The 21,537-nt window shown below is 72.0% G+C and carries 23 protein-coding genes; 19 read left to right on the top strand and 4 right to left on the bottom strand.

Translation table 11 applies throughout. The features are described from left to right. Positions 1-52 precede the first annotated feature (52 nt). From DEJ34_RS15035 to DEJ34_RS14980, 12 genes are all read left to right on the top strand, one after another. Positions 53-841 carry a DeoR/GlpR family DNA-binding transcription regulator gene (locus DEJ34_RS15035; protein WP_110824337.1) on the top strand — a complete coding sequence of 263 codons (789 nt, stop codon included), beginning with the start codon at positions 53-55 and terminating at the stop codon, positions 839-841. Between the two features lie 155 nt (positions 842-996). Then, positions 997-2,238, top strand: coding sequence for a Gfo/Idh/MocA family protein (locus tag DEJ34_RS15030; protein ID WP_110889341.1), 1,242 nt, complete (start codon positions 997-999; stop codon positions 2,236-2,238). Further along, entirely contained in the window at positions 2,235-3,551 is a 1,317-nt protein-coding gene (locus DEJ34_RS15025) for an ABC transporter substrate-binding protein (RefSeq protein WP_110900351.1), read from the top strand. Before DEJ34_RS15030 ends, DEJ34_RS15025 begins: the two co-directional genes overlap by 4 nt. A 121-nt stretch (positions 3,552-3,672) precedes the next feature. Then, the gene (locus DEJ34_RS15020; protein ID WP_110824334.1) at positions 3,673-4,632 is read left to right on the top strand and encodes a carbohydrate ABC transporter permease; all 960 of its coding nucleotides are present in this window, start codon (positions 3,673-3,675) and stop codon (positions 4,630-4,632) included. Continuing rightward, the gene (locus tag DEJ34_RS15015; RefSeq protein ID WP_181419465.1) at positions 4,629-5,537 is read left to right on the top strand and encodes a carbohydrate ABC transporter permease; all 909 of its coding nucleotides are present in this window, start codon (positions 4,629-4,631) and stop codon (positions 5,535-5,537) included. The genes DEJ34_RS15020 and DEJ34_RS15015 overlap by 4 nt, the downstream gene beginning before the upstream one ends. Next, positions 5,534-6,322 (top strand): hypothetical protein, encoded by a 789-nt coding sequence (locus tag DEJ34_RS15010; protein ID WP_110910572.1) that lies wholly within the window; start codon positions 5,534-5,536, stop codon positions 6,320-6,322. Before DEJ34_RS15015 ends, DEJ34_RS15010 begins: the two co-directional genes overlap by 4 nt. Beyond that, positions 6,319-6,513, top strand: coding sequence for a multidrug transporter (locus tag DEJ34_RS15005; RefSeq protein ID WP_110824332.1), 195 nt, complete (start codon positions 6,319-6,321; stop codon positions 6,511-6,513). The genes DEJ34_RS15010 and DEJ34_RS15005 overlap by 4 nt, the downstream gene beginning before the upstream one ends. A 49-nt stretch (positions 6,514-6,562) precedes the next feature. Next, positions 6,563-8,248 (top strand): bifunctional 3'-5' exonuclease/DNA polymerase, encoded by a 1,686-nt coding sequence (locus DEJ34_RS15000; RefSeq protein ID WP_110910571.1) that lies wholly within the window; start codon positions 6,563-6,565, stop codon positions 8,246-8,248. Positions 8,249-8,297: 49 nt separating this feature from the next. Then, complete coding sequence (locus tag DEJ34_RS14995; RefSeq protein WP_110824330.1) at positions 8,298-9,137, top strand: phosphatase PAP2 family protein; 840 nt, start codon at positions 8,298-8,300, stop codon at positions 9,135-9,137. Positions 9,138-9,182: 45 nt separating this feature from the next. Next, positions 9,183-10,805 (top strand): serine/threonine-protein kinase, encoded by a 1,623-nt coding sequence (locus tag DEJ34_RS14990; RefSeq protein ID WP_110910570.1) that lies wholly within the window; start codon positions 9,183-9,185, stop codon positions 10,803-10,805. A gap of 54 nt (positions 10,806-10,859) precedes the next feature. Then, positions 10,860-11,144 (top strand): hypothetical protein, encoded by a 285-nt coding sequence (locus DEJ34_RS14985; RefSeq protein ID WP_110910569.1) that lies wholly within the window; start codon positions 10,860-10,862, stop codon positions 11,142-11,144. 48 nt (positions 11,145-11,192) lie between these two features. Next, positions 11,193-11,390 carry a hypothetical protein gene (locus DEJ34_RS14980; protein ID WP_110824327.1) on the top strand — a complete coding sequence of 66 codons (198 nt, stop codon included), beginning with the start codon at positions 11,193-11,195 and terminating at the stop codon, positions 11,388-11,390. Between the two features lie 78 nt (positions 11,391-11,468). Here the strand turns inward: DEJ34_RS14980 and DEJ34_RS14975 are convergent, their stop codons facing one another. Both DEJ34_RS14975 and DEJ34_RS14970 read right to left on the bottom strand, forming a co-directional pair. Then, a complete protein-coding gene (locus DEJ34_RS14975; protein ID WP_110910568.1) occupies positions 11,469-12,407 on the bottom strand; it encodes an aldo/keto reductase in 939 nt (312 codons plus the stop codon). A gap of 59 nt (positions 12,408-12,466) precedes the next feature. After that, entirely contained in the window at positions 12,467-13,081 is a 615-nt protein-coding gene (locus DEJ34_RS14970) for a CG0192-related protein (RefSeq protein WP_110910567.1), read from the bottom strand. 36 nt (positions 13,082-13,117) lie between these two features. On the opposite strand from DEJ34_RS14970, the gene DEJ34_RS14965 reads away from it, so the two are divergent. Next, on the top strand, positions 13,118-13,963 hold the full coding sequence (locus tag DEJ34_RS14965; protein WP_110910566.1) for a putative RNA methyltransferase: 846 nt from the start codon (positions 13,118-13,120) through the stop codon (positions 13,961-13,963). 40 nt (positions 13,964-14,003) lie between these two features. Here the strand turns inward: DEJ34_RS14965 and DEJ34_RS14960 are convergent, their stop codons facing one another. Next, the gene (locus DEJ34_RS14960) at positions 14,004-14,423 is read right to left on the bottom strand and encodes a VOC family protein (protein ID WP_110824323.1); all 420 of its coding nucleotides are present in this window, start codon (positions 14,421-14,423) and stop codon (positions 14,004-14,006) included. 102 nt (positions 14,424-14,525) lie between these two features. On the opposite strand from DEJ34_RS14960, the gene DEJ34_RS14955 reads away from it, so the two are divergent. Beyond that, entirely contained in the window at positions 14,526-15,527 is a 1,002-nt protein-coding gene (locus tag DEJ34_RS14955) for a WYL domain-containing transcriptional regulator (RefSeq protein ID WP_110910565.1), read from the top strand. A gap of 14 nt (positions 15,528-15,541) precedes the next feature. Here DEJ34_RS14955 and DEJ34_RS14950 read toward each other — a convergent pair whose 3' ends face one another. Then, a complete protein-coding gene (locus DEJ34_RS14950) occupies positions 15,542-16,561 on the bottom strand; it encodes an Abi family protein (protein WP_110910564.1) in 1,020 nt (339 codons plus the stop codon). A gap of 173 nt (positions 16,562-16,734) precedes the next feature. Here DEJ34_RS14950 and DEJ34_RS14945 point away from each other — a divergent pair, with 173 nt between their 5' ends. From DEJ34_RS14945 to kdpC, 5 genes are read left to right on the top strand one after another with little or no spacing between them, the layout of a single operon-like run. Further along, positions 16,735-16,956 carry a hypothetical protein gene (locus DEJ34_RS14945; RefSeq protein WP_146236859.1) on the top strand — a complete coding sequence of 74 codons (222 nt, stop codon included), beginning with the start codon at positions 16,735-16,737 and terminating at the stop codon, positions 16,954-16,956. Then, positions 16,953-17,042: a potassium-transporting ATPase subunit F gene (locus DEJ34_RS14940; protein WP_110910563.1), complete on the top strand. Its 90-nt coding sequence runs from the start codon at positions 16,953-16,955 to the stop codon at positions 17,040-17,042. The genes DEJ34_RS14945 and DEJ34_RS14940 overlap by 4 nt, the downstream gene beginning before the upstream one ends. After that, positions 17,042-18,724: a potassium-transporting ATPase subunit KdpA gene (gene kdpA / locus DEJ34_RS14935; RefSeq protein ID WP_110910562.1), complete on the top strand. Its 1,683-nt coding sequence runs from the start codon at positions 17,042-17,044 to the stop codon at positions 18,722-18,724. The genes DEJ34_RS14940 and kdpA overlap by 1 nt, the downstream gene beginning before the upstream one ends. Further along, complete coding sequence (gene kdpB / locus DEJ34_RS14930; protein WP_110910561.1) at positions 18,724-20,871, top strand: potassium-transporting ATPase subunit KdpB; 2,148 nt, start codon at positions 18,724-18,726, stop codon at positions 20,869-20,871. Before kdpA ends, kdpB begins: the two co-directional genes overlap by 1 nt. Further along, on the top strand, positions 20,868-21,470 hold the full coding sequence (kdpC, locus tag DEJ34_RS14925; protein WP_110900363.1) for a potassium-transporting ATPase subunit KdpC: 603 nt from the start codon (positions 20,868-20,870) through the stop codon (positions 21,468-21,470). The genes kdpB and kdpC overlap by 4 nt, the downstream gene beginning before the upstream one ends. Positions 21,471-21,537: the final 67 nt, after the last annotated feature.

Raw genomic sequence — 21,537 nt, 5'->3', positions numbered from 1 at the left:
AACGTCATTTCCGATCACGCGACGGGTGGAGACGCGCCCGTAGGATGACGCCATGACCCCGCAGCAGAGGCTCAACGCCCTCCTCGAGCTGGTGAGTGACCGTGGCAACGTCTCGATCACCGAGATCGGGGACGAGCTCGGGATCTCCGCCGCCACCGCCCGTCGCGACCTCGCCACGCTCGCCGACCAGCGCCTCGTCACCCGGACCCACGGGGGCGCCGCTGCCCTCGGCGCCGGGTACGAGCTCCCGCTGCAGTACAAGATCGCCCGCCAGGCCGAGGCGAAGACGGCGATCGCCCGGGCGACCGCGGCCCTCGTGGCCCCCGGCGACACGGTCGGACTGAACGGCGGGACCACGACGACCGAGGTGGCGCGGGAACTGGGCAAGAGCGAGCGCTTCATCCGCGCCGACGGCGAGTACGGCATCACGATCGTCACCAACGCCCTGAACATCGGGTACGAGCTGTCGGTCCGCGCCAACGTCAAGATCGTCGTGACCGGTGGGGTCGCCCGTCGGCAGTCCTACGAGCTGATCGGGCCGCTGGTCCGGGACACGCTCGACGAGTTCGCGCTGGACGTGGTCGTGCTCGGCGTGGACGGGCTGACGGGGCAGTACGGCGCCACGACCATGCACGAGGGGGAGGCCGAGGTCAGCCGGCACTTCGCCTCAGTGGGTCGTCGGGTGATCGTGGTCGCCGACTCGACGAAGATCGAGCGGTCCACCTTCGCCCGCATCTGCCCCCTCGACCGCATCGACGTCCTGGTCACGGACCGTGGCGTCCCGGCGTCGTTCGCCACGGACCTGGCGGCCGCCGGCACGGAGCTCGTGGTCGCGGACTGACCGGCCGACCCGTCCCGCGCCTCCATACGGAGGGCGGGAACGTTACCGGCGTGTAAAACCCCCGCATCTCGCTTCCGTGAGCGATCCATGAGCACATATTGTGCATTCATGATCGATTTGGCATCATGGCCGTCACAATCACGCAAGGGAGCGAGATGAGCACCACGAGCACCCGCACACTCCGAGTCGGCGTGGTCGGCATCGGCCAGCGGTCGTACATCGCGGACCACGTGGCCGCCGCCGGGCTCGACGCCGACGGGGTCGACGCCCGGATCGTGGCCGCCGCCGACGTCACCGAAGCCGGCCGACAGCGCGCTGCCGAGGCCTGGCCGGACGCCACCGTCGTGGACGGACACCGCGCACTGATCGGGACCGACGGTGCCCCGAACGCCGTCGACGCCGCGATCGTCACCACCCCGGACTGGACCCACGCCGAGATCGCGATCGACCTGCTCCGGGCCGGCATCGCCGTCTACCTCGAGAAGCCCCTCGCCATCACGGTCGAGGACGCCGACGCCGTCCTCGACACCGCCGCCGAGACCGGCACCCCGCTCTACGTCGGCCACAACTTCCGGCACGCGGCCGTGGTGCGCCTGATGCTCGACGTGATCGCACGCGGTGAGATCGGCGAGGTCAAGGCCGTCTGGGTCCGCCACTTCGTCGGCAACGGCGGCGACTACTACTTCAAGGACTGGCACGCCGACCGCAGCCGGGTGAACTCGCTCCTGCTGCAGAAGGCCAGCCACGACCTCGACGTCGTGCACGCGCTCGCCGGCGCCTACACCAGCCGGGTCGTCGGCATGGGGTCACTCTCCGTCTACGGGGACGTCACCGACCGCCGGGACCGCAGCGGCGAACTCATGACCGACTGGTTCTCGTTCGACAACTGGCCGCCCGCCGAGCAGACCGGCCTGAACCCCGTCGTCGACGTCGAGGACGTGTCGATGGTCATGATGACGCTCGACAACGGCGTCCAGGCCAGCTACGAGCAGTGCCACTTCACGCCCGACTACTGGCGGAACTACACGGTCATCGGCACCCACGGGCGCCTCGAGAACATCGGCGACACCGGCGGCGGCGTGGTCAAGGTGTGGAACCACCGCCGGAACTGGGACGTGGCCGGGGACGTCGAGTACCCGATCGACGGCGTCGAGGACGGCCACGCCGACGCCGACCTGCTCACCGTGACCGAGTTCCTCCGTTCCCTGGCGTTCGGCGAGCCGACCACCCTGTCCCCGATCGCGGCGCGCGCCGCCGTCGCCGCCGGGGCACTCGCCACCCGCTCGCTCCGCAACGGCTCCGTCCCCATCGACGTGCCGCCCCTCCCCGACGCAACCCTCCGACACTTCGCGACCGCTCCCGACCGCGACGACGTCCCCGAAAGGACCACCCGATGACCGCTCCAACCGCCCGTCCGGGCCGCGGCCGCCGCCGCGCACTGCTCGGTCTCGCTGCCGCCGTCAGCGCCGTCGCGCTCCTCGCCGGATGCAGCAGCCAGTCCTCCGCCGGGTCCTCGGACTCCGGCTCCGGTGAGGTCGCGAAGGACACGAAGGCGAACCTGACGTACGCCGTCTGGGACCAGAACCAGGTGAAGGCCATCAAGGCGAACATCAAGGGGTTCAACGAGGAGTACCCCGACATCACGGTGAACGTCGACGTCACGCCGTACGCCAGCTACTTCACGAAGCTGCAGACGCAGGGCTCGAGCAACACGCTCCCCGACCTCTTCTGGATGAACGGCCCGAACTTCCAGCTGTACGCAGCGAACGGCAAGCTGGCCCCGATCACCGGCGAGGTGAAGTCCGGCGCGATCGACCCGGAGAACTACTCGCCAGCGCTCAACAAGCTCTACACGTACGACGGCACCCAGTACGGCGTCCCGAAGGACTTCGACACCATCGGCGTCTGGATGAACAAGGCCCTGTTCGAGAAGGCCGGCGTGGCCATGCCGTCGAAGGACTGGACCTGGGACGACTTCCAGGAGACCGGTGCCGAGCTCTCCGAGAAGCTGAAGTCGGACGGTGCGTACGGCGCCGCCGCGGGCATGGACGGGCAGACCACCTACTACGACACGATCTTCCAGGCCGGTGGCTCGGTCATCGACGGCGACGAGTCGGGGTACGACTCGAAGGCCACGCAGGAGGGCATCGGTTTCTGGACCGACCTGATCGCGTCCGGGGCCTCGCCCTCGATCAAGCAGCTGACCGACACCACGGCCGACCAGTGGTTCACCTCCGGCAAGGTCGCGATGTACCAGGGCGGCAGCTGGTTCCGCTCCGCGCTCATCGGATCCGACCTCGAGAAGGACGTCGTCGCCTACCCGCTGCCCAAGGGCAAGGAGCAGGCGACCGTCATCCACGGCGTCTCGAACGTCGTCGCGGAGGGCTCGAAGGAGAAAGCCGCCGCGCAGGCACTCCAGGCCTACCTGGCCAGCAAGCCCGCCCAGCAGCAGCAGGGCGACATGGGCGCCGTCATCCCCGCCTACACCGGCACGCAGGACGCCTTCACGAAGACCATGCCCGATGCCGACCTGCAGGTCTTCCTCGACGCGGTCGACTATGCCAAGCCGCTGCCGGTGTCGAAGAACACCGCCGCGTGGAACACCCTCGAGACGAACCTGCTGCCGAGTGCGTTCGACGGTTCCGAGCCCGTCGACCAGGTGACGAAGGAACTCGCCCAGAAGATGGACGCGGCACTCGCCGAGGAGTGACGACGAGCCGGTCGGTCGGGCCCCACGCCCGACCGGCCGGCACCCACACGTCCGCACCCCCCGCAGCACCCAGCACCACCCGGACCACCCGATCCGACCGCCCTGGCCGAGGAGCGACCTGATGACGATCCACACCCAGCGACCCGATGCCGCGCAGGCGTCCCCGCCGCCCGAGACCCGCCCCGCCGACCCGTCGCGGCCGACGCGGGCCCCACGCAGCGACGGATTCTGGCCGTGGCTCTTCGTCCTGCCGCTGCTCATCGGCGTCGGCACCTTCTTCATCTGGCCGATCATCCAGACGTTCTACTACTCGTTCACGAGCTGGGGCGTGTTCGGCGGAGCGAGCTTCACCGGACTCGCGAACTACACGCGACTGCTGGCGGACCCGCAGCTCTACCAGTCGCTGGGCAACACGATCGTCTACACCGTGATCGTCCTGCTCGGCATCCCGATCGCGGTCTGGCTCGCGAGCCTGCTGAACACCCCCGGCCTGCGCTTCGCACAGTTCTACCGCGTGCTGTTCTTCCTGCCCTACGTCGCGATGCCGGCGGCGATCGCCCTGGTCTGGCGCATCATGTTCAACGGCGACTTCGGCATCGTGAACTCGTTCCTCGGCCTGTTCGGCATCGACGGCCCGTACTGGATCTCGACCCCGGGCTTCGCGCTCGTCGCCGTCTCGCTGGTCGGGCTGTGGTCATCGCTCGGGTTCTCGATGATCATCTTGGGAGCCGGGCTCAAGGACATCCCGCCCGAGCTGTACGAAGCGGCCGAGCTCGACGGCGCCAGCCGGTGGCGGCAGTTCCGCTCGGTCACGGTGCCGCTCCTCAGCCCGAGCATCTTCTTCGTGCTCATCGTCACGACCATCTCGAGCTTCCAGCTGTTCGACCTGCTCTACGCGATCCTCGGCCCGCTGAACCCGGTGGTCCCGGAGACGATGTCCCTCGTCTTCTACTTCTACAACTCCGGGTTCGTCGACGGCGACAAGGGCTTCGCGGCGGCGATCGCGATGGTCATCTTCCTGCTCATCGGCATCATCACGGTCGTCCAGTTCCGTGTCCAGAAGAAGTGGGTGCAGTCATGACCGGCATCATCGAAGCGCACGGCAGCAAGCTCTCGGCGGCCGCCTCGGCCGCCAGCCGGAGCCGGGTCCGTGGCCAGGCACGTCCCGGTCGCCGCGGCGGCAGCCACTGGTGGATCCACGTGGTGCTCGGGGTGGGTGGGTTCGTGATGGCGTTCCCGTTCCTCTGGCAGATCATCATGTCGCTGTCGACCAACGCGCAGGTGACCTCCCCGACGCCGGTGTTCTGGCCGGGTCAGCTGCAGTGGGACAACTTCGCGCAGGTGTTCGAGCGGCTGCCGTTCCTCAGCCAGCTCGGGACGTCGATCTGGGTGACGCTCATCCGGACCGTGGCGCAGATCGTCCTGTGCACGCTCGCCGGCTACGCCTTCGCGCGCATGCGGTTCCGGGGCCGTGGGCTGATCCTCGGGATCGTGCTGTCGATCCTGCTGGTGCCGTCGCAGGTCTACCTCATCTCGCAGTACCAGATCGTGCAGGGACTCGGCTGGCTCGACACCCTCGCCGGCATCGTCGCGCCGGGGCTGTTCAGCGCGTTCGGCACGTTCCTGATGCGGACCGCGTTCCTCAACATGCCCGCCGAGCTCGAGGAGGCTGCCCGGATGGACGGTGCGAACCCGTTCCAGACGTTCTGGCGCATCATGCTCCCCCTGGCGCGACCGTCCATGAGCGTGCTCGCGATCACCACCGTGCTCTGGTCGTGGAACGAACTGCTCTGGCCCCTCGTGGTGTCGACCCGCGCCGAGGCCATGCCCCTGGCCGCCGGGCTCGCGACCCTGTCGAGTGACCGGACCGTGAACTACCCGGTGCTGATGGCAGCGAGCCTGATGGCGATGGCGCCCGTGCTCATCATGTTCATCGTGCTGCAGCGCCGGGTGATCGACGGGCTCGCCTCCTCCGGTCTCAAGTGAGTCCGGCCGACGACGGACGGGAGGCCAGCCCCGCCCCCGCCGCGCTCCTCACCGCCGCCGTCGGCTCGCCGGGGGAACCAGCGGGGCTGGCTCCGGCGCTCGAGGACGCCGTGGCCCACCTCGGCCCGACGCGCCGGGAGGCCGCCCTCCTCGGAGCCCTCCGTGCGGTGCTGCCGGTCACCGAGCAGTGGCTCGTCACCCACGGTTGCAGCCCGGAGGACGCCGCGGCGAGCGTCGCCGACGTCGACCGCAAGGTCGGCCGCTACGGGCTCGACGGCACGGGTCTCGACTGGCTCGTCCAGGTGGCGACCGGCCGCGTGGTGGCCGTGGGGCGCCTCCAGTTCGAGCGGACCGCCCGGCTGCCGGACGGGACGCCGGCGTGGGGGGTGCACGTGCCGGAGACGGGACCGCTCGACCCGGACGCATGCGACCGGTCGTTCGCGGCCGCGCCCACCGTGCTCCGGCGGCTCGACCCGGCGTCCACGGTCGACACATTCGTGTGCTCGTCGTGGCTGCTCGATCCCGAGGTCGCTGCCGTCCTCGGCCCGTCGTCGAACACCGCGCGCTTCGCAGCGCGGTTCGCGCTGCTGCCGGGACCGACCGATCCGCACGGGGCGGGTGACGTCTCCGTGGCGAAGTTCGTCTTCGGCACCGACCTGGCGTCCGCGCGTCGGGCGGTGCCCTCGGGTCGGCTCCAGCGTGCGGTCCAGGAGCGGTGGGCCGCTGGCGGGTACTGGTCCGAACGCGCCGGGACCGCTCCGGTCGGCGTACCGTCGCCCGCATGAGCGCACCCGACCGAGACCACCTGGACGACGGCGTCGACATGACCTTCGAGGAGCGTCGGCACGACACGTTCCGCCGGATGTCCGGGTCCGACGAGCACGACGAGGCACCCCGCGTGGAGGTCGAGGAGACCGAGTCCGGCGACGTCCGCATCGACGTCGCCGACAGCGCTGCGGTCCGCCCGGGCGACTGAGCGCACCGCCCGGTGCGGGGCGGACGGTGGCGCACGGCAGAATCGACCCGTGCACCTCGTCCTCGCCGCCGCCGACGGCCGCGTCACCGCGACGCCGCTGACGGACGCGGGGCAGCCGGACGGCGAGCCGACACGGGTGGCCGAGTCGGACCTCCCGGCCTTCGTCGCCGCGACCGACGGACCGGGCGTCCGTTGGGTCTGGTCGGACACCGCGCGCTGGTACCCCGCGGTGCTCGCCGCCGGCGGGCGGGTCGCCCGCTGTGTCGACCTGCGCCTGGGACACCGGGTCCTCCGGACCGCCCTGGTGAGCCGCGGGTCCGCCCTCGCGCAGGCGCCGGAGAGCGGCTGGGACGCACCGGCCGTCCTGGAGGCCCGGCCAGCGCCGACCACGCAAGCGTCGCTCTTCGACGACGACCTGTTCGCGCTCGCCCCGGCCGACGACGACCTCGACCCGGTCGCGGAGCTGCGGGCGCAGCTCGACGCCGTGGCCGGTTCGACCGAGCCGGGCGCGCTCCGACTGCTGTTGGCGGCCGAGTCCGCCGGTGCGCTCGTCGCGGCCGAGGTCAAGCACGCGGGCCTGCCCTGGCGGACGGACGTGCACGAGCGCCTGCTCGCCGACGCCCTCGGGCCACGGGTCCCGTACGGCGTCCGTCCCCGGAAGCTCGAGGACCTGGCCGAGGTCCTGCGCGAGCGGCTCGACGACCCCGGCCTCAACCCGGACTCACCCGCGGACGTCCTGCGGTCCCTGCGGCGGGCCGGACTCGTCGTGGAGAGCACCCGGAAGTGGGAGCTGCAGCACCTGGAGCACCCGGCGATCGAACCGCTGCTCGAGTACAAGCGGCTGTACCGGCTGCTCACCGCGAACGGCTGGACCTGGCTCGACGAGTGGGTGCGGGACGGCCGGTTCCACCCCGAGTACGTCGTCGGCGGGGTCGTCACCGGACGGTGGGCCGCGAACGGCGGCGGCGCCCTGCAGCTGCCGAAGCAGGTCCGGGCCGCCGTGGTCGCCGACCCCGGGTGGAAGCTCGTCGTCGCGGACGCAGCGCAGCTCGAACCGCGGGTCCTCGCGGCGATGTCCGGCGACACCGCCATGGCGGCCGCCGGCGACGGGCAGGACCTGTACGACGGGGTCGTGGCGTCCGGTGCCGTGCAGACCCGGCAGCAGGCCAAGATGGCGATGCTCGGGGCGATGTACGGCGCCACCCAGGGCGAGGGCGGCCGGTTCGTCCCGCGGCTCGCCCGGGCCTTCCCGCGCGCGCTCGACCTGGTCGAGCAGGCGGCCCGGGCCGGGGAACGCGGCGAGCCCGTGACGACGCGGCTCGGCAGGACCTCCCCGGTCCCCGACCCGTCCTGGTTCGAGGCGAGGAACCGCGCCTACTCGGTGGAGGGGTCGCCGGGAATGCAGCGGGCCGTCGAGTCGCGAGCCCGGAGCTGGGGCAGGTTCACCCGGAACTTCGTGGTGCAGGGGACGGCGGCGGAGTGGGCGCTCTCCTGGATGGGCGGCCTCCGCACCCGGCTCGCCACCAGGACGTCCGGGCCCGTCACCGCCGGCGCACACATCGTGTTCTTCGTGCACGACGAGCTCGTCGTGCACGCTCCCGCCGCGGACGCCGAGTGGGTGGCCGAGCAGGTCCGCGCCGCCGCAGTCGACGCCGGGCGGATCATGTTCGGCGGGTTCCCGGTCACCTTCCCGCTGTCGGTGGCGGTCGTCGACGCCTACTCCGAGGCGAAGTAGCCGCACCGTCGGCCGGGCCTGCACAGCCACGGGAGTCCAGGCTGGTCGGATGGAACAGCACGACACCCCCTCCGGTCGGACCCCCGTGATCGGCGGCGCCGACCGCGAGCGCGCCGACCGGACCGTCGGCGACGTCGACCTCACCCGCTGGCGGACCCGCGCCGGCCGGTCGGTCGCGGACGGGTGGGCCGCCCTCGGTCGACGGTACGGCGCCCTCCCGTTGCTCGTGTTGACGCTGCTCGTCGGGATCGGCATCGCGACGACCGCGACCTGGGCCGCGTCCGAGGTCTACGACGCCGTGCGCGAGGCCGACGACGTCGCCGTGCTCGACCGCCCCGTGCTCGACTGGATGCTGACGCTCCGCTCGCCCGTGCTCGACCAGGGCGTCACGTGGTGGACCGACATCGCCGGGACCATCGGGATGCCGATCGTCGCCGTGCTCTTCCTGATCGGGTTCACGGTCCAGCGCCGCGCGTGGACGCCGCTCGTCCTGCTCGTCGCCGCCAGCGCCGGGTCGCTCGCGATGACCATCGCCGGCAAGGACCTGATCGGTCGCAGCCGTCCGCCCCTGTCCGACGCCGTCCCGCCGTACGAGCACTCGCCGTCGTTCCCGTCCGGGCACACCCTCAACTCCACCGTCATCGTCGGCACCATCGTGTACCTGCTGCTCCTCCGCCAGAGCCGCGTCGTGACCCGGGTCTGGACGATCGTCGCGGGCACGCTGTTCGTCCTGTCGGTCGGCGTCTCGCGGGTGTTCCTCGGGCACCACTGGACGACGGACGTCCTGGCGGCGTGGGCGCTCGGCCTCGCCTGGCTCGCGGTGGTGATCACCGCGCACCGGCTCTACCTGACGGCGCTGCACCGGGGAGCGGAGCCCACCCCGTCCTGACCCGGCTGCGCGTGCTCGCCAGCTGAGCCCGGTAGGTTCCCCTGCATGGAAGAACGGCTGATCGGTGGCAGGTACCGGGTGACCGGGACCCTCGGACACGGCGGGATGGCGTCGGTGTACCGCGCCGTCGACGAGCAGCTCGGACGCGAGGTCGCGGTCAAGCTCTTCCGGATCGGACCGGTCGACCACGGCGAGCGGGCTCGCGCGGAGGCCGAGATCCACGTGCTCGCCGGGCTCCGCAGCTCGAACCTCGTGACGCTGTTCGACGCGGCTCTCGACACCGCCGACGGCGACTCGTTCCTCGTCATGGAGCTCGTCCCGGGCAGTGACCTCGCCACGCGGTTGCGCGAGGGACCGCTCGACACCGTCACGACCGCCCGCGTCGGGGCGCAGGTCGCGGAGGGCCTCGCCGCCGTGCACGCGCAGGGCATCGTGCACCGGGACGTCAAGCCCGCGAACGTCCTGCTCGAGCAGGACGGCGAGCACGTCAAGCTCGCCGACTTCGGCATCGCGCTCCTCCGCGACGCCGCCCGGGTCACGGGCACCGGCACCGTGATCGGCACGGCCGCCTACCTGGCCCCGGAGCAGGTCCTCGGTCAGCCGGTGACCGGCGAGGCCGACGTGTACGCGCTCGGGCTCATGCTCCTCGAGGCCCTGACCGGCAAGCAGGCCTTCCCCGGCAGCGCCGTCGAGGCAGCCACCGCCCGACTCGCGCGGGCTCCGGAGATCGACCAACACCTGCCGACGGCGTGGCGGACGCTCCTGCACGTCATGACCGCGCAGCACCCGGAGGACCGTCCGTCCGCCGCGGAAGCGGCGGCGCGGCTCCGGGCACTCGGCCGCGACGACGTCGCGCCCGCCACCCAGCTCCTGCCGGGAGGCCCGGGGGCGCTCACGAAGGCGGCTGCCGCTGGCGGGGCGGTCGGGGCGGCCGCCGCGGCCGGAGCGGGAGCCGCGTCGGCGGACGCCGCGACCCGTGCGATGCCGGTGAGCGGAGCCTCCGATGCGGACACGGCGACCCGCCGCCTGCCGACGCAGTCCGCACGCAGCGCTGACGACGACGTCGCGACCACGGTGCTCGGGACGCCGGGTGCGGCCGGTGCCGGTGCCGCCGGCGGTGCGGGTGGACGGACGGGTACCGCTGCCGTCCCGGCCGGCCCGTCGGGGAGTGCGCCCGAGGAGCGCGAGCGGAAGCGCTGGGTGCTGCCGGTGATCGTCCTCGCCGTGCTCCTGGTCGCCGGGGTGCTGGTCGCAGCGCTCGCCCTCGGCCGGGACGACGGGACGCCGGCTCCCACCCAGTCCAGCGAGCCCGCCGAACAGCAGCCCACCGAGGACCAGTCGAGCGAGCCGGCCGAGGAGCAGCCGAGCGAGCCCGCGGAGCAGCAGCCGAGCGAGCCCGCCGAGCAGCAGCCGAGCGAGCCGGCCGAGCAGCAGCCGAGCGAGCCCGCGGAGGAACAGCCGAGCGAGCCGGCCGAGGAACTGCCCTCGTCGGTCCCGGAGCCCAGCGTCGAGACGAGTCTGCCGGTCGAGGAGCCCCTGGACACGGGCGTCGACACGACCTCGCAGGAGGTCCCCGCGAACCCGGGCAAGGGCACCGGGAACGGTGGACCGGGTGGTGGCCCCGGCGGCGGGCCCGGCAAGTCCGGCGACGCTCCCGGCCGGGGCTGACGCCCGACGGACAGTCCGGACGCGCTGTCCACCTGTGAGGAGCACACTCGACCCATGTCGATGAGTGCACCGTTCGATCCCATGCAGCAGGGCAGCGACGTCCCCGTGGACGGTTCCGACCAGGACGAACTCGAGGTCGAGGAAGCCCGCGGGGCCTCCGGCGGGCCCGAGTCCTCCGGGTCCGAGCCGTCGGGAGCCGACGTGTCCGGAGCCGAGGCGATCGGGAACCCCGGTGACTCCCCGGTCCGACACGACGACGAGGACGAGGCCGGCGGCGGGCCCGTCTTCCGCACGCCCGAACCCGGCGACCGCCTGCACCCCGAGGACCTCGGCTCCTAGCCAGCCGACGTTGCGGCGACTCCCGGGGACGCCGGGCATGCTCGTCGGATGTCGATGAGCAGCGCGTTCGACCCGTCGAAGGGTCGCGCCATCCCCGAAGACCAGGTCAGCGGCGACGGGCTCGAGCTCGACGAGGACCCGGCTGCGTTCGGGTTCCGGATCGAGGTCGTGTCCGGGGGGACGACCGACCCGACCGCGGCGCCGACGCTGCGGGACCACGACGAGGACCCCGACCCGACGCGCTGAGGCGACAGGTCGGGGCCCGGTGGGACGTGGCCCTCCCGGTGGGAGGAGGCCCGGAGGTCAGGCGTCAGGCCTCCTGCGTCAGGGGACGGTGTGGCCTGCCGCCGTCAGGACGCGGTACCACTCCTCGCGGCTGAGCTCGACGTCCGAGCCGGCGGCGGAGTCGCCGACGCGCTGCGGGTTCGTCGTCCCGAGCACCACCTGGAAGTGCGCGGGGTGCCGGGTGATCCACGCCACCGCGATCCCGGTCGGGGTGACGCCGTGCGCCGAGGCGATCTCCTCGAGCACGTCGTTGAGCTCGGCGTGGTGCTCGCGGTCGCCCAGGAAGACGCCGTCGAAGAAGCCCTTCTGGAACGGCGACCAGGCCTGCAGCGTGACGTCGTTCAGGCGGGCGTGGTTGAGGATGTCGTTGTCCCGGTCGATCGACTGGTCGAGGCCGGCCATGTTCGCGACGAGGCCCTGCGTGATGACGTTCGCGTGCGTGATGCTCAGCTGCACCTGGTTGAACGCGAGCGGCTGCCGCACGGACTTCTTCAGCAACTCGGTCTGACCCGGGGTGTGGTTCGAGACGCCGAAGTGGTGCACCTTGCCGGCGGCGTGCAACTCGTCGAACGCCTTCGCGACCTCGTCGGGCTCGACCAGCGCGTCCGGGCGGTGCAGGAGCAGCACGTCGATGAAGTCGGTGCGCAGGGCGGTCAGCGACTCCTCGACCGAGGACATGATGTGCTCGTACGAGAAGTCGAAGTACGCGCCGTTCGCGGTCGGCCGGATGCCGACCTTGGTCTGCAGCTGGATCTCGCTGCGCTCGGCCGCGGACAGCGTGACCGCGCCACCGAAGCGCTCCTCGCAGCCGTGCCAGCCGCCGTACACGGCCGCGTGGTCGAACATCGTCACGCCCGCGTCGCGCGACGCGGCGTACAGCGAGCGGATGTCCTCGTCGCTCATGTCGTTGATCCGCATCAGTCCGACGACGACGTCGGAAGCGGTGAGGTCCGTCTGTGGCAACTCCAGTGTCTTCACCGGACCGATCCTGCCAGCCGCCACCCGTGCGTGCGAGGCCCTGGCCGTACCCGCCTCGGCTACGCGAGCAGGACGGCGACCACCGCGGAGCGGTCGACACCCCAGCCGGCGGTGAGCGTCGCTCCGGCCGGGATCGGTCCTCCGAGCACCCGGAGGACCGCGACGGCGCCCTGCCCGGTCGTGATCGTCGTGGTCGTCCCCTCGGTGTGCACCGTGACCTCGGTCACCGTGGGGGACTCCGCGTCGGCACCGCTGCCCGACGCCCGTCCCTCCTTCTCGACGGTGCCGTTCCCGGAGGCCCGCTGCAGGTCCGCCTCGTGGCCGCCGGTCGCGATCGCACGGCGCAGCACGTCGGCGTACACGGGGTCGCCCACGGCGTCGTACACCCAGCGGTGCCCGAGGACGGAGTGCTCCATCTCGGTGACCAGGAAGGGGTCGGCGCCGGCGAGCGGAGCACCGCGGTAGGTCAGCGGCACGTGCAGCACGGGCCCGTCCCCGGCGCGGACGAGGTAGGTCTCCACCCCGACCTCACCGTCGGGGTCGTCGAACCGGAACCGGCCGACCTGCTCGACCGCGGTACGGGTGCCGACCCCGCTCCACGGCTGGCGGGGCAGCCAGGCGCTGATCGCGTCGAGTTTGCCGGGGGTGAGGGTCGCTTCGTGGGTGACGGCCATGCCGGCAACCTACCGCCCTCCCCGTACCCTGGACCGGTGCGCGACGACCTCCTCCCCGTGCTCGCGTGTCCCGTGTGCACCGAGCCGCTCGCGCGCACCGGGAGCGGACAGGCCGGGTGCGCGGACGGACACCGGTACGACGAGGCGAAGCAGGGACACCTGACGCTCCTGCCCGCCAAGCGCCGGACGCTGACCGCGGACACCCCGGAGATGGTGGACGCGCGTCTGCGGTTCCTCGGGCGCGGGCACTACGCGCCCGTGGAACGTGCGCTCGCCGCCGTCACCGTCAGCGCGACCGCTCCCGGCATCGTCCTCGACGTCGGGTCCGGCCCCGGCACCTACCTCGCGCACACGCTCGACGCCGCGCGTCCGGCGGAGGAGGACGGACCGGCAGGACCGGACGGGAGGCTCGGGGTCGCCCTGGACCTGTCGGCCGTCGCGATCCGACGTGCGGCGCGCGTCCACGCGCGCGCCGGTGCCGTCGTCGGGGACGTGACCGAGCGCCTCCCGGTCGTCGACGACGCCGCGGCCGTCGTGCTGGACGTCTTCGCACCGCGCAACCAGCGGGAGTACGCCCGGGTGCTGCACCCCGCCGGGGTGTTGGCCGTCGTGACGCCACGGGCCGGGCACCTCGCGGAACTCGCCGAGGCGACGATCAGCGTCGACCCCGAGAAGGAGCGGCGCCTGCACGGATCCCTCACGCCGGCGTTCGCGCTCCGGTCGAGCGAGGACCTGACGTGGACGATGGACCTGTCCGCCGAGGACGCGCACGACGTGGTGCACATGGGGCCGAGTCACCACCACGTCGCGGCCGACACGGTCTTCGCGCCGACGACCGTGACCGCCGCCGTGACCGTGAGCACCTGGGTGCCGGTCGGCTGACCGGGCCGGGCGCGCTCGTGGCACGCCCGGTCCAGGCGGATCAGGACTGCTGCTGCGGCATGTCGAACGCCCACACGACCCCGAACTCGTCGCGGAGCTGCCCGGCCAGGGGCGACCACGCCGACGGGCCCAGCGGCTGCCGGACCTCGGCGCCCACGGCGAGCCCGTCCCACGCGGCGCGGAGCTCGGCCTCGTCCGTGGCGATCAGGTACACGTATGAGGCGTTCTGGCCCTGGTCGTAGGGCTGTCCCGGCCAGACGTCGAACGCCATGACCCGGGCGCCCCCGGGGAGCTCGACCTGACCGAAGACGACCCGGTCGGCCCACGCCGGGTCCTCCGATGCGCCCGTCTGCCCGTACGTGGCGACCGAGGCCTCGGTCCCGAAGGCGGCCGCGTAGAACGCCAGGGCCTCCTGGGCCCGGCCGTCGAAGTTGAGGTGCGGGGTGGTGGTGAACGTCATGACGACTCCTCGTGCTGGTGGCGACCGCTCCGGCCGCGCTGCTGACGAGCCTCCCCGGTGATGCGGTCAGATCGTGTCCGCATCCTCCGGCAGACTCGCACCATGTCCGGACCGTCGTCTCGCATGCTCACCCTGCTGTCGCTGCTGCAGGTCCGGCGCGACTGGGCCGGTGACGTGCTGGCCGAGCGGCTCGACGTCAGCCCGAGGACCGTGCGCCGCGACGTCGACCGCCTGCGGGAGCTCGGCTACCGGATCACGTCGCTCCGTGGCCCGACCGGTGGCTACCGGTTGGCGGCGGGCTCGGAGTTGCCACCGCTCCTGTTCGACGACGACCAGGCGGTCGCCGTCGCCCTGGCACTCGCCGTCGCACCGGCGTCCGGCGCGGACATCGCCGACGCCGCAGCGCGGGCCCTCGCGACCGTGCGCCAGGTGATGCCGTCGCGGCTCCGCCACCGGATCGACGCGGTCGAGGTCGCGACCGCGCCGGAGAGCACCGTCGTGGACCCCGCGGTCCTGGTCGCCGTGAGCGACGCCGTCCGCTCCGCCCACGTCCTCCGCTTCGGGTACACGTCCGCCTGGCCCGGCGTCGGTACGGACGACGGGCCGACGCGCCGCGTCGAGCCGCACGCCGTCGTCGCGCGGTCGGGTCGCTGGTACCTCCTCGCCTGGTCGCCCGATGCGGACGACTGGCGCACGTACCGCATCGACCGGATGCAGCCCCGGGCGCCGAGCGGTCTGGCGTTCACACCCCGGCCGGTGCCGGGCGGTGACCCGGCGGCGTTCGTCGCGGCCCGGTTCCGCGGGGCGGAGGGGACCGCTGATCTCCTCGGACGTGGCTGGCCGTGCACCGGCACCGCCGTCCTCCACGTCCCGGCGAGCGGAGTCGCACCGTACGTCGACGACGACGCCGTGCTCGAGGACCTCGACGACGGCACCTGTCGGCTGACGACGGGGTCGTGGTCGTGGCCGGCGCTCGCGGCCCGGTTCGCCGGGTTCACCGTGCCGTTCACGGTGGTCGGTCCGGAGCAACTCCGAACGGCGACGACGGCGCTCGCCGATCAGCTGCGCGCCTCGGCGGATGCGGACCCGGCGTCCGCTTCGTGACCGGTCCGCGGAGGTCACCGACGACCGCTGCCGCGCCCGGCGCTGTCCCCGCTCACCCTCCCGGGCGTCCACAGAAGGCATGCGAGCCAGGTCGGCAGCGCACCCATGGAGCGGAGGTCCACATGCGGGTTCTCGGGGAAGCGCGCGAGCAGCGCTGCGACCCGCTCCGCCCAGTCGACGTCGGAGGGTACCGACCGGAGGAGGTACGCCATGACGGCGAGGATGCTGTAGACACCGAAGCTCTTCGGGGCGTCGGTCGCCGACAGGTGCGCGAGGAGCGGGACGTCGTCTCCGCGTGGACGTCGTGGGGCGTTGACCAGCTTGCGGTTGAACAGTCGCGCGTGGTGCGCGGCGACGTTGCGGACGTAGTTGACCGAAGCGAGCCAGCTCACCAGCAGTCGCTTCGTCGGGACACCGAACGCCCGTGCGATCTCGGTGGCGAGGTCGTTCTGCGCGCCGCTGAACAGTCGAGCCAGGTGGCCGAGTTCGAGGATCTCCGTCAGCGCCCAGATCGGCATCCGGTCGTCGTACACGGTCCGGAAGTGCACGACGAAGGCCTCGTCGGACGCATCCTGACGGGCACGGACCCGTTCGAGCCAATCGCCGTGACGGCTACCCGTGGTGCTCCGGTCGTCCGGTGCGGTGAACGCTGGCGTGAACGAGGCCGGGTCTTCGTGCGCGAACGGAGACCGCCGCCCGAACACATGGCCGACCTGTGCGCGCAGCGCCACCTCGATCCGGTCCACGCCCTCGATGACGAGCGACCGCAGGCAGCGGTCGAACTCGAGGAGGTCGACGGCATGCTCGAGACGGGTTCCGCTGCGGTACTGATCGAGGACGACGAGCCGGGCCCGGCCGGTGTGGTCAACGACGGGGCTGGACTCCCGGAACGGGTGGAGGTACCCGGTCAGCCGGTAGTACCCGACCTCTCGCAGGACGTCTGCGGCGAGCGCGTCGTCATCGACGACCACCCCGCGGGCACGGAGCTTCTCGATCTGGGCGTCGATCGGCAACCACGGCTTCTCGTACTGCACATCACTCCCGCGGGTCGAGGACCAGTTCGGACCGTCCCGGTGCCGAAGAGGCCCTGACAGCAGGACGAGAAAATCGGCCCGAGCCGTGAGGCGAGCGGGCCGATCGTGATGACCCGAGAGTAGCAGACCTCCCGACGCCGACGCCGGGTCGGAGCTGCCTGTTAGTGGCGCGCATGCGTCGCACACGCATCCGTCAGGGAACCGTTAGGACGGGCCGGGAGGCACAGCACCGGGCACAGCATCGGTACCGCACCACCACCGGTGCGGTCCACGGCACCTGCCGCGGGCACCTCGATCTCCAGGAGTCCCACGTGTTCGACGTCTTCGTCGTCGCCGGTGTCCTCGCCGTCTTCGGCGTCGTGACACTGATCGCCAAGGGGGTGGAGCGGCTGTGATCGGCATCACCATCGCCGCTGCCGTCCTCGGCATCGCCGCTGTCGTGTACCTCGTCTGGGCGCTCGTGCGCCCCGAGAAGTTCTGATGGGCGCCGCGCAGACCTGGGCGGGCATCGCCCAGGTCGCCGTCCTCGTCCTGCTGCTCGTCCTCGTGCACCGTCCCGTCGGCGACTGGATGGCCCGCGTCTTCACGAGCCCCCGGCACGGCCGTGTCGAGCGACTCGTGTACCGCGTGATCGGCGTCGACCCCGACGCCGAGCAGTCCTGGCCCGCCTACCTCCGCGGCGTGCTGCTCTTCAGCGTCGTCGGGCTGTTGCTCGTCTACCTGCTCCAGCGCATCCAGGTGGTGTTGCCGGGCGACCTCGGCCTGCCCGCCGTGGGCCCCGCACTCGCGTTCAACACGGCGGCCTCGTTCGTCGCGAACACGAACTGGCAGTCGTACTCGCCCGAGGTCACCGTCGGGTACTCCGTGCAGATGGCCGGGCTCGCGGTGCAGAACTTCCTGTCGGCAGCGGTCGGGCTCGCCGTCGCCGTCGCACTCGTCCGCGGGTTCGCCCGTCGCCGCCAGGGCACGATCGGCAACGTCTGGGTCGACGTCGTCCGTGGCACCGGCCGGCTGCTCCTGCCGCTGGCCTTCGTCTCCGCCCTCGTGCTCGTCGCGGGCGGTGTCATCCAGTCCTGGGGCGCCGGCACGGACGTCGCGACGCTCGCCGGCGGGACGCAGCACGTCCCGGACGGGTTCGTCGCCTCGCAGGAGGCGATCAAGATGCTCGGCACCAACGGTGGCGGCTACTTCAACGCGAACTCGGCGCACCCGTTCGAGAACCCGCAGGCGTGGACCAACCTGTTCGAGGTGTTCCTCATGCTCGTCATCCCGTTCTCGCTTCCGCGCGCCTTCGGGAGGATGGTCGGCGACACCCGTCAGGGCACCGCGATCGTCACCGTGATGGGTGCGATCTTCCTGGTGTCGCTCTCGGCGATGTCGATCGCGGAGCTCGCCGGTGGCGGTGCCGCGACGCACGCCGCGGGTGCCGCGATGGAGGGCAAGGAGGTCCGCTTCGGCATCCTCGGCTCGACGCTCTTCGGGACGGCGACGACCTCGACGTCCACGGGCGCCGTGAACGCCATGCACGACAGCTTCACCCCGCTCGGCGGCATGATGGCGCTCGTCAACATGATGCTCGGCGAGGTCACCCCCGGCGGCGTCGGCTCGGGCCTGTACGGCATGCTCGTGCTCGCCGTGATCACGGTGTTCATCGGCGGGCTGCTCGTCGGCCGCACGCCGGAGTACCTCGGCAAGAAGATCCGCGCCAAGGAGATGACCTTCGCGGCGCTGTACATCCTGGTCACCCCGACCGTGGTGCTGCTCGGCACGGCGCTGTCCCTGGTGATCCCGGGCGTCCGGGAGCAGGTGCTCGGCACGAGCCTCTTCAACCCGGGCAACCACGGCCTGTCCGAACTGCTCTACGCGTTCACCAGCGCCGGCAACAACAACGGCTCGGCCTTCGGCGGTCTCACCGCGAACACGACGTGGATGAACTCCGCGCTCGGTGTCGCGATGCTGCTCGGCCGCTTCGTGCCGATGGTGTTCGTCCTGGCGCTCGCCGGGTCGCTCGCCGCGCAGGACACGGTGCCCGCGACCGTCGGCACGTTGCCGACGCACCGGCCGCTGTTCATCGCGCTCCTCGGCGGCGTCGCCGTCATCGTCACCGCACTCACCTACTTCCCGGTGCTCGCACTGGGGCCGCTCGCAGAAGGACTGTCCTGATGACCACCCTGACTCCCGAGACGGAGCAGCACACGACCCCCGAACCGGGCCGACGCCCGTCGGCGTTCGGGCCCCGCCAACTGGTGGCGGGCCTCCCGGGCGCGTTCCGCAAGCTGGACCCCCGGCTCATGTGGAAGAACCCGGTCATGTTCCTCGTCGAGGTGGGCGCCGCCCTGACGACGGTCACCGCCGTCGTTGAGCCGTTCAGCCGGACGGGAGGCACGGCCGACTCCGGCGCGCCCGTCCCGTCCTCCTTCACCCTCGTCATCGCCGTCTGGCTGTGGCTGACCGTCCTGTTCGCCAACCTGGCGGAGTCCGTCGCCGAGGGCCGGGGCAAGGCCCAGGCCGACACCCTGCGGAAGACCCGCTCGACGACCACCGCCCGGCGCATCGTCGGGTACTCCCCGGCCGACCCGGCCGCACTGTCGGCGTCCACCGAGGACGTGGCGTCGGTCGACCTGGCGAAGGGCGACCTCGTCGTCGTGGTCGCCGGGGAGGTCATCCCCGGAGACGGCGACGTCGTCGACGGCATCGCCTCGGTCGACGAGTCCGCCGTGACGGGCGAGTCCGCACCGGTGATCCGCGAGTCCGGTGGCGACCGCAGCGCCGTCACGGGCGGCACCCGCGTGCTGTCCGACCGGATCGTGGTGCGCATCACGTCCACCCCGGGCGAGACCTTCATCGACCGGATGATCCGGCTCGTCGAGGGTGCCGCCCGCCAGAAGACGCCGAACGAGATCGCGCTGAACATCCTGCTCGCGTCGCTGTCGATCGTGTTCGTGATCGTCTGCCTCACGCTGCAGCCGATCGCCGGGCTCGTCGGCTCGACGGTCAGCATCACGGTGCTCATCGCCCTGCTCGTCTGCCTCATCCCGACCACCATCGGTGCGCTGCTCTCGGCGATCGGCATCGCCGGCATGGACCGGCTCGTGCAGCGCAACGTCCTCGCGATGTCGGGCCGCGCGGTCGAGGCAGCCGGTGACATCACCACGCTGCTCCTCGACAAGACCGGCACGATCACGTACGGCAACCGCCGGGCCTCCCGGTTCGTGCCGGTGCCCGGGGTGACCGAGGCCGACCTCACCGCCGCGGCCGCGCTGTCCAGCGCTGCGGACGGGACGCCCGAGGGCCGCTCGATCGTGGACCTGGCGCTGACCGCCGGGGCCGTGCAGGGCCTCCCGGCCGGCGCCGTCGAGGTGCCGTTCACCGCACAGACGCGCATGTCGGGCGTCGACCTGCCGGACGGCACCGAGGTCCGCAAGGGCGCCGCGGCAGCGGTGCTCGCGTGGGCGGACACGAGCGACCCCGCCGTCACGGCGTCGGTCGACGCGACCGTCGCCGAGGTCTCCGACCAGGGTGGGACCCCGCTCGTCGTCGCCCGGAAGGACCCGTCGGGCCGGGTCGCGCTGCTCGGTGTCGTGCACCTCAAGGACGTCGTCAAGGACGGCCTCGCCGAGCGCTTCACCGAACTCCGCAGCATGGGCATCCGCACCGTGATGATCACGGGCGACAACCCGCGCACCGCGAAGGCGATCGCCGCCGAGGCCGGCGTCGACGACTTCCTCGCCGAGGCCACGCCGGAGGACAAGCTCGCGCTCATCAAGCGGGAGCAGGAGGGCGGCAACCTCGTCGCGATGACCGGTGACGGCACGAACGACGCCCCGGCGCTGGCCCAGGCGGACGTCGGCGTCGCGATGAACACCGGGACGACCGCGGCGAAGGAGGCCGGCAACATGGTCGACCTCGACTCGGACCCGACCAAGCTCATCGACGTCGTCCGGATCGGCAAGCAGCTCCTCATCACCCGCGGTGCCCTGACCACGTTCTCCATCGCCAACGACATCGCGAAGTACTTCGCCATCATCCCGGCGATGTTCCAGGCGACGTTCCCGGGCCTCGGCGTCCTCAACGTCATGGGGCTGCACAGCCCCGCGTCGGCGATCCTGTCGGCGATCGTCTTCAACGCGCTCGTCATCGTCGCACTCATCCCGCTGTCCCTGCGTGGCGTGAAGTACCGCGCAGCGTCGGCGTCGTCGATCCTCGGCCGCAACCTGCTCGTCTACGGGCTCGGCGGCGTGGTCGTCCCCTTCATCGGCATCAAGCTGATCGACCTCGTGGTCGGTCTCATCCCGGGGTTCTCGTCATGACTTCCACTCGTTCGTTCTCCCGCTCCGCCGGCGTGGCCGTCCGCCTCACCGTGCTCGCCACCGTCGTCCTCGGCGTCGCCTACCCGCTCGCGGTGTGGGGCGTCGGCCAGGCCGCCTTCTCCGACCAGGCGAACGGCTCGATGGTCACCGACTCGTCCGGCACGGTCGTCGGTTCCTCCCTCATCGGCCAGTCCTTCGCCGGGAAGGACGCGGACCGCTGGTTCCAGTCCCGTCCTTCCGCCGCGGGGGAGGAGGGGTACGACGCCGGTGCGTCGTCCGGGTCCAACCTGGGCCCGTCCAACCCCGACCTGACGAAGGCCGTCGAGGAGCGCCGAGCCGCGATCGCGGAGGCCGACGGCGTGCCCGCATCGCAGGTGCCCGCGGACGCCGTGACCGCGTCGGGCTCCGGCCTCGACCCGGACATCAGCCCGGCGTACGCGGAGCAGCAGGTGTCCCGTGTCGCCGCCGCCCGCGGGCTGTCCGAGGCCCGGGTGCGTGCCCTGGTCGCCGAGCACACCGACGGCCGCCAGCTCGGCGTGCTCGGCGCCCCCGCGGTGAACGTCCTCGAGCTGAATCTGGCCCTGGCGCGGGCGCACTGACCCCGGTGTGGACCGGACTCGTACAACCGGGACCCGTCCGAACCGCGTGTGACTGCGGTTCGAGCTG

The organism is Curtobacterium sp. MCPF17_050 (assembly GCF_003224435.2).
GTDB lineage: Bacteria > Actinomycetota > Actinomycetes > Actinomycetales > Microbacteriaceae > Curtobacterium.
Note: the sequence above shows the minus strand (reverse complement) of the source record. Positions and strands in the feature narration are given on the sequence as shown.